Raw genomic sequence first — 7131 nt, forward strand, 5'->3', positions numbered from 1 at the left:
CTGCGGCCGACATACACTGACATTAGCCCCAATTCTGAAGCAATTTCTGCACAATCCTGCGGGATTTGGAACCGTCTGTCTGGCGGCGCTGCGCTAGACTATCGCCGGTCATCTGCGGACGCGGGAGGTCGTCAGATGGCCCAAGGATATTGGAGATCCCGCATGAAGCCGTGTTTTGCTGAATCGGCCTGGCTGCGCGCCATGCCAGGCCCTGCACCATCGGCGCTTTCTTTGGACTGCCACCATCGCTGCGAAGGCTGTGGACGATGGTGCTGAGTTCGACCCGCAGCAGGCAATATTGAGCGAGAGCCTAGCCCGCCTTTCCCGTGACCTGGCAAATCATCACCCCGGAGCGGCAATATTGCCCGGTTCCGGCATATTGTTGATGCTGAGCGCAGTCCGTCACTTGAACACCATATTGGCCGAACAAGGTAGCTTGCCATGAGCCATCAGCTTTACACCCAAGACCCGACCAGGTTGGTCTACAGGCCGTCAACGGGCCTGCACAGCTATGATGACGCACTCTTCCTAGGCGGCATGCCCGCGGTCTCCAACGTGCATGTCGGAGGGCACATGTCCTCGCTTTGGCAGCGCAAGGCGCCCGATGCCAGTCAGGGCATCGAGATCGAGGTTCCCGCCAGCGATAGTCTGGTGATCCTTTCGAGGACCGGCCAATCTTATGCCCAGTTCTGTAGATTTGCCGGGACGGCTGTCGATCTGCGGGTCGGCCCGGACTTTGTCTTCATCATTCCTGCAGGACTGGACAGCTTCTGGGGCGGCGAAATGAAGATGACGGAAGGCTGGTTCCATCTTCATATCGACAGGGCAACGGTCAGCCAGGCAGCTTTGGAATTCCGTTTCGAATATCAGGCTCTGGCCTATCAGGACATTCCCAGGCTCAAGTCGCTGGTTGATGTTGCAATTTCCGCGACATCTGACTCCGCTCCCTCGGACCTCCTGTGGGAGGGGCTCTCGTGGACGATCCTGTTCGAAATCGCCAACACATTCAGATGCAAGGGCATTGGCTCGGGAGCGAGGGGGCATCGGCTGGCCCCCTGGCAGATCAGGCGTGCGATCGAGTTCATGCGGGCCAACCTTGATACCCCTATTCGCCTCGCTGAAATGGCTGAAATCTGCCAGGTTTCGCCATTCCACTTCGCGCGGGGGTTCCGTAATGCCATGAACGTGCCCCCGCATCGCTATCTGGTGCTGTTGCGAATAGATCATGCCAAGGATCTGCTGAAAGGCTCACCGCTTTCGATCACGGAGATCGCTATGGCAGCAGGTTATGAGACACCCCAGGCCTTTGCCCGCGCGTTCAGACAGACCACTGGCTACGCCCCGAGCCGCTATCGCGAAATGTTGCGACCGTGACCCCGCTGCTTGCGCCCCGTGCCGGGCAGAAGACCGGTGTTCATGCCTATGATGTTGCACATTATTCAGGCGTTGAACCCGTAACGTCCAACATATTTGCGGGGCAGGGCATGAGTTCTGTCTGGCAGCGCGACCTGATCAGCCGGGAGCCGGTTTCCCACATCTCTGTCCCTGCCAATGCGTCCATCGTCTTGTTGTGCCGGACTTCCGGTCCCTATATCCAGCGCGCTCGCCTGGCCGGAACAGCCTATAATGTGGAGGTCGAGCCGAATTTCTTCATTCTGCTCCCTTCTGGGATCGACAGTATCTGGTTTGACCAGACCGAAAGGGTGCAGGGCTGGTTCCATCTCCATTTCGACAAGACCATCCAGGACAGGATCGCCGCGGAGCTGGGCTGGAACTTTACCCGGATCACGACCTGCGTTTCGGTTGAATTGCGCAAGCTGGCGGATACGGCCATCCACCTGTCCGGCAATGTCGCACCGCCCGCGTTAATCTGGGATTCTCTGTGCTGGATGATCCTCTATCATTTCAGCAGGTGCAATACAGCCAGCGGGCAGGTGGATGTCCGTCTGGGCCATCATCTTGCACCGTGGCAGGCGCGACGTGCGGTCGAATTCATGCGCGCCAATCTTGATCGCGACATTACGCTGAACGATATTTCGGGCATATGTCATGTGTCGCCGTATCATTTTGCCCGCGGTTTCAAGAACTCGCTTGGCCGACCACCTTACCAGTATCTGATGCTGTTGCGCATGGAGCGAGCGCGGGATCTGTTGCTGAGCTCGACCATGTCCGTCACGCAGATTGCCCTGTCGGTCGGCTATGATACGCCCCAGGCATTTGCCCGGGCCTTTCGGCGCATCCATGGTATCAGCCCAAGTCATTTCCGGATTGATCGAGCGAACTGCCCCCGAGGAACTTGGCTTCCGAAGCAAATGTGCTAGCATTGCATGCGGGGTGAGGCTGTTTTCCGGGGTGGGCGGTGGACGGTGTCGATTTCGACGATTACCGGTTGACCGATGGCGTTGCGCCATTTGTCGCCGCGCATCAGCTGGTCGCCGATGACCCGGCTGTCCAACTGATCGAATTGCACCAGCCAGCGGGCGATTTTTCCGATCCTCCGCTGAATGATCTTGTCATCACGGTGGGATTGTCGATGCACCGGACGTCTTATCGCAATGGCAGCTTCCGCTTTTCGGGGACGGCGGTTCCAGGCCAATGGTCGCTGCTCGCCCGCGGTGAAGCCAATGCAATCGTGATTGATGATTCCAATCATTTCAGGGCACTTGCCGTCGATGGCTTGCTTGCCGATACGTTGCTGGACCGCATGTTCGATGGGCGCCCGCCCGATATAGCCAAGCTGCACGCGGTGCAGGGCAGCAACGGGGTGCCTAAATTGATCGAAAGGCTGTGGCGACTGTCGTCGGGCAGTCACGCCTCGGCGATCACGACCCTTTACCGGGATTCCGTGATTGTGACCCTGCTGGGGGAATTGGCCGCACTGAATGGCGATGCAGCCAGGCTGACACGTGGCGGGCTGGCGCCCTGGCAGGAGCGGCGCGTGAACGACTATCTTCAGGCAAATTTTTCGCGCGACATCACCTTGCTTGAACTGGCATCGCTCTGCAGCCTGTCACCCGATCATTTTTCCCGCGCATTCAAGCAGAGTTTCGGCGTGGCTCCGCAGAAATACCAGATGCTGCTGCGATTGAATGCTGCGCAGACTTTGCTGTTGCAGCCAGACCTTTCCATTGACACCGTGGCTGTCTGTGTCGGCTACAAGGGCCAGGCCGGGCTCAACAAGCTGTTCATACGCGAACTAGGGGTGACGCCTCTGAATTATCGCCGCCGCATGGTCTGAGTGCCCGGTCAGGCGAGCATGCGCGTGCTATGCCCGAAATGGCGCAAGAATCGCTCCTCCCGAGCAAGCCCGGCACCGCTGGCACCTCAATGCTCTGCTATGGACTGCAGGCGCTGAAGCAAGGAAGCGCGTCTGACCGCCACCTTGCGACATCCAAGGAGTGCTCCAGATGCCGACCGCATTGCCAATCCCCGGTTCCTCGCTTCTTTCCCCTGCCGATCATGTGCTCATCCTGATCGACCACCAGTCGCAAATGTCCTTTGCCACGAAATCGATCGACGCGGTCATGCTGCGCAACAACGCTGCACTGGTGAGCCGGGCAGCCCGCATTTTCGAGGTTTCGACAATTCTGACCACCGTTGCTGAGAAGACGTTCTCCGGCCCCATGTTCGACGAGATCAAGAGCCAGTTTCCGGGTGAGGAGGTGATCGACCGGACAACCATGAACACCTGGGAAGATCCCCGGATCGCCGACCGTATCAACGCCATCGGCAAGTCGCGAATTGTGCTTGCAGGGCTGTGGACCAGTGTCTGCATTGTAGGGCCGGCGCTGTCCGCTATCGACCAGGGCTTCGAGGTCTTCGTGCTCGCAGATGCTTGTGGCGACGTTTCCGATGAAGCGCATGACAGGGCAATGGACCGTATGGTCCAACTAGGCGCAACGCCGATGACCTCTTTGCAGTACATGCTCGAACTTCAGCGCGACTGGGCGAGAGGCGAAACCTATGATCCTGTCGTGCATGCCGCGATAGATCATGGCGGAGCCTATGGGCTCGGGCTGATATACGCCAAGGCGATCTTGGGCGCCGACGCACGCGAAGGCTGATCGATTAAACGTACAAGGTCACCTCCGCTCCTGTCCGCCCCCAGGTATTGGTGACCGGGCCGGCCGCTTCCAAGCCTCCCGAAGGCCGGCCCACCTCCTTCATTCAGGCCCTTCTGCAATGGTGAAGCCATGAAGATATATCTGTTCTCGCTTGGTGCCGGCTTGCTTGTGGGCATTGTCTATAGCCTGCTGGGCGTCCGCTCGCCGGCGCCACCCGTTGTAGCATTGCTTGGCCTGTTGGGCATGCTGGTGGGAGAGCAGATCCTGCCATTTGCGATGCGCGTATATCGGGGCAATCCCGATGTGATGGCAGAGACGCGGGCCGACTGTTCGGAGCATATTCTGGGCGCGTTGCCAGCGCGCCCCGGGCTCCGCCGTCGGGATAGCAACGCATGATGGACCGCAGGGCTGTGTCTGCAGGCCTCGCCATGACCGGCTTGCTAGGAACGATCGAGGGCAAAGCCATGGCGGAAAACGCACGATATGCAGGCACCATCCTGTTCAACGGGAAATTCACGACGCTGGACCCGCAGAACCCCGCCCCTCAGGCGATAGCCATAAAGGAGGGTCGGTTCCAGGCTGTGGGAGATCTGTCTGATGTCATCGCCCTGCAGGGACCCGGCACCCGGATGATCGACTGCGAGGGCCGGCGCGTGATACCGGGGCTGTGCGACAACCACATCCACGTCATTCGCGGAGGGCTGAACTTCAATCTGGAACTGCGCTGGGATGGCGTCCCCAGCCTGGCTGATGCGATGCGCATGCTGAAGCAGCAGGTCGACCGCACCCCAGCTCCGCAATGGGTCAGGGTTGTTGGCGGCTTCAGCGAGCACCAGTTTGCCGAGAAACGCCTACCCAGCCTGGCTGAAATCAACGTCGTCGCACCCGACACGCCGGTATTCATCCTGCACCTTTACGACCGCGCCTTGCTCAATGGCGCTGCTCTCAGGGCAGTGGGCTATGATCGAGACACACCCGACCCGCCGGGCGGCGTGATCCAGCGCGATTCCCAGGGCAACCCAACTGGGCTGCTGATTGCTAGCCCCAATGCCTCCATCCTTTATGCCACACTGGCCAAAGGGCCGAAACTGCCTCTCGACTATCAGCTCAATTCCACCCGACATTTCATGCGGGATCTCAACCGGCTGGGCGTGACCAGCGTTCTGGATGCTGGCGGGGGTTACCAGAACTACCCGGAAGACTATGCGGTTATCGAACAGCTCCATGAACGCGGTCAGCTGACGCTGCGCATCGGCTACAATCTGTTCACGCAAAAGCCCCGGGAGGAGAAGGAGGATTTCCTGCGTTGGACCCGCAGTGCCCGACATCACCAGGGCGATGACTATCTGCGTCTCAATGGCGCGGGCGAAATGCTTGTCTTTTCGGCTGCGGACTTCGAGGATTTCCGTATGCCTCGGCCGGACATGCCGCCGAACATGGAAGATGATCTCGAGGAGATCGTCCGGATCCTCGTTGCCAACCGTTGGCCGTGGCGGATGCATGCTACCTATGAGGAGACGATCGTCCGGGCTCTCGACGTGTTCGAGAAGGTCAACAGGGAGATGCCGTTCGACGGCCTGCACTGGTTTTTCGACCATGCCGAAACGATCACCCCACGCTCGATCGACAGGGTGGCCGCACTCGGCGGCGGCATCGCGTTTCAGCACCGCATGGCCTATCAGGGCGAGTATTTCGTCGAGCGCTATGGTGCCGAGGCAGCAGAAGCGACGCCGCCTTTCCGACGCGTACTGGAAAGTGGCGTGCGGACCTCCGCAGGCACCGATGCGACGCGCGTGGCGAGCTACGATCCCTGGGTAAGCCTGTCCTGGCTCGTCACTGGCAGGACGATGGGGGGCATGCGGCTTTATCCGCATCGCAACCTGCTCGATCGACATGAAGCGCTGAGAATGTGGACCCAGCACGTCGCCTGGTTTTCGGGCGAGGAGGGGCGCAAGGGACAGATCAAGCAGGGGCAGTTGGCCGATCTAGCGGTACTGAGCCAGGATTTCTTCGAGATTCCTTCCGATCGTATCCGCCAGACCGAATCCGTGCTCACAATTGTCGGTGGCAAGCCAGTCTATGGGACTGGCAACTTTGAAGGCTTGGCAGAACCGCCGCCGCCGCCAATGCCCGACTGGTCGCCGGTCGCCCGTTTCGGTGGCTATCACAAGGCCGAAGGGGCGACTTCGGTCAACCTGCAAACGGCACAGTCGGCCTGTGGCTGTGCTACACCGTGCGCGGTTCATGGTCATGAGCATGCGCGAGCGACCCAGGTTCCGGTCAGCGATTTCAAGAGTTTCTGGGGCGCTCTCGGCTGCGCATGCTGGGCGGTGTGAGCGCGAGCCTTTCATCGCCGCGGCCCGTTCCGGCCGACCTTGCCGGGCTGCTCGCCTTTGTGTCCGGCTATGTCGACACTGCTGTCTTTATCCATATGCAGGGACTTTTCGTCGCGCATGTCACCGGCAATTTTGTTCTGCTTGGTGCGACACTAGCCAGCCAGAGTGGGGGTGGGGCAGAGGGACATTATGGATCGGTCTGGGTCCAGTTCGCAGCCTTGCCTGCCTTCTTTCTTGTTGCTGTGTTCGCTGGCCTTGCGGCTAGCCAAATTTCAGTTAACCGCAGACTATCGTTGCTGCTGTGGCTTGCCAATCTGGCGGTGGCGCTGACAGGCGGCATTGCACTGTTCCTTGGGACAGGGCCCTGGGATACTGGCTTGGCGCTTGCGCTGGCAGGGGCGATGGGCATGCTCAACGCCGTTCACAGGCTGGTACCGGCCATCGGGCCACCGTTCACGGTCATGACGGGCAATGTAGCAGCGCTGGCGCTGGCCTTGGCAGGTCGAATGAGTCAGGCGCCTTCCGCTACGCCCGAGCCATCGGCATCGGGCAAGATCATGATATCTGTTTGTGCATTTGCTGGCGGTTGCGCGCTGGGCGCTCTTGCCCAGTCCTGGCTTGGGATGGGATCGGTTCTCCTCCCCGCCATCCTTCTCGCGGGTCGCCTGATGGTCCTGCGATGACAGCCTTCCTCGCGCTGCTGCTGGCGGGGGGGGGGGGGGGGGGGGGGC

General features: G+C 60.1%; 7 protein-coding genes. All 7 read left to right on the plus strand.

Translation table 11 applies throughout. The features are described from left to right. Positions 1–441 precede the first annotated feature (441 nt). Positions 442–1374, plus strand: coding sequence for a helix-turn-helix domain-containing protein (locus FG486_RS11760; RefSeq protein ID WP_181267615.1), 933 nt, complete (start codon positions 442–444; stop codon positions 1372–1374). Next, positions 1371–2321, plus strand: a complete 951-nt coding sequence (locus tag FG486_RS11765; RefSeq protein ID WP_181267616.1) for a helix-turn-helix domain-containing protein — start codon at positions 1371–1373, stop codon at positions 2319–2321. Before FG486_RS11760 ends, FG486_RS11765 begins: the two co-directional genes overlap by 4 nt. 38 nt (positions 2322–2359) lie before the next feature. Next, complete coding sequence (locus FG486_RS18365) at positions 2360–3238, plus strand: helix-turn-helix domain-containing protein (protein ID WP_181267617.1); 879 nt, start codon at positions 2360–2362, stop codon at positions 3236–3238. A 169-nt stretch (positions 3239–3407) separates the two neighbouring features. Next, positions 3408–4064 carry a hydrolase gene (locus FG486_RS11775; protein ID WP_066283609.1) on the plus strand — a complete coding sequence of 219 codons (657 nt, stop codon included), beginning with the start codon at positions 3408–3410 and terminating at the stop codon, positions 4062–4064. 129 nt (positions 4065–4193) lie between these two features. Continuing rightward, positions 4194–4460 (plus strand): DUF1427 family protein, encoded by a 267-nt coding sequence (locus tag FG486_RS11780; protein ID WP_181267618.1) that lies wholly within the window; start codon positions 4194–4196, stop codon positions 4458–4460. Then, positions 4457–6400 carry an amidohydrolase gene (locus tag FG486_RS11785; protein ID WP_422125052.1) on the plus strand — a complete coding sequence of 648 codons (1944 nt, stop codon included), beginning with the start codon at positions 4457–4459 and terminating at the stop codon, positions 6398–6400. Before FG486_RS11780 ends, FG486_RS11785 begins: the two co-directional genes overlap by 4 nt. Then, positions 6385–7083 (plus strand): YoaK family protein, encoded by a 699-nt coding sequence (locus FG486_RS11790; protein ID WP_181267619.1) that lies wholly within the window; start codon positions 6385–6387, stop codon positions 7081–7083. The genes FG486_RS11785 and FG486_RS11790 overlap by 16 nt, the downstream gene beginning before the upstream one ends. Positions 7084–7131 lie beyond the last annotated feature (48 nt).

It is taken from the genome of Blastomonas ursincola, from assembly GCF_013607875.1.
GTDB lineage: Bacteria > Pseudomonadota > Alphaproteobacteria > Sphingomonadales > Sphingomonadaceae > Blastomonas > Blastomonas ursincola.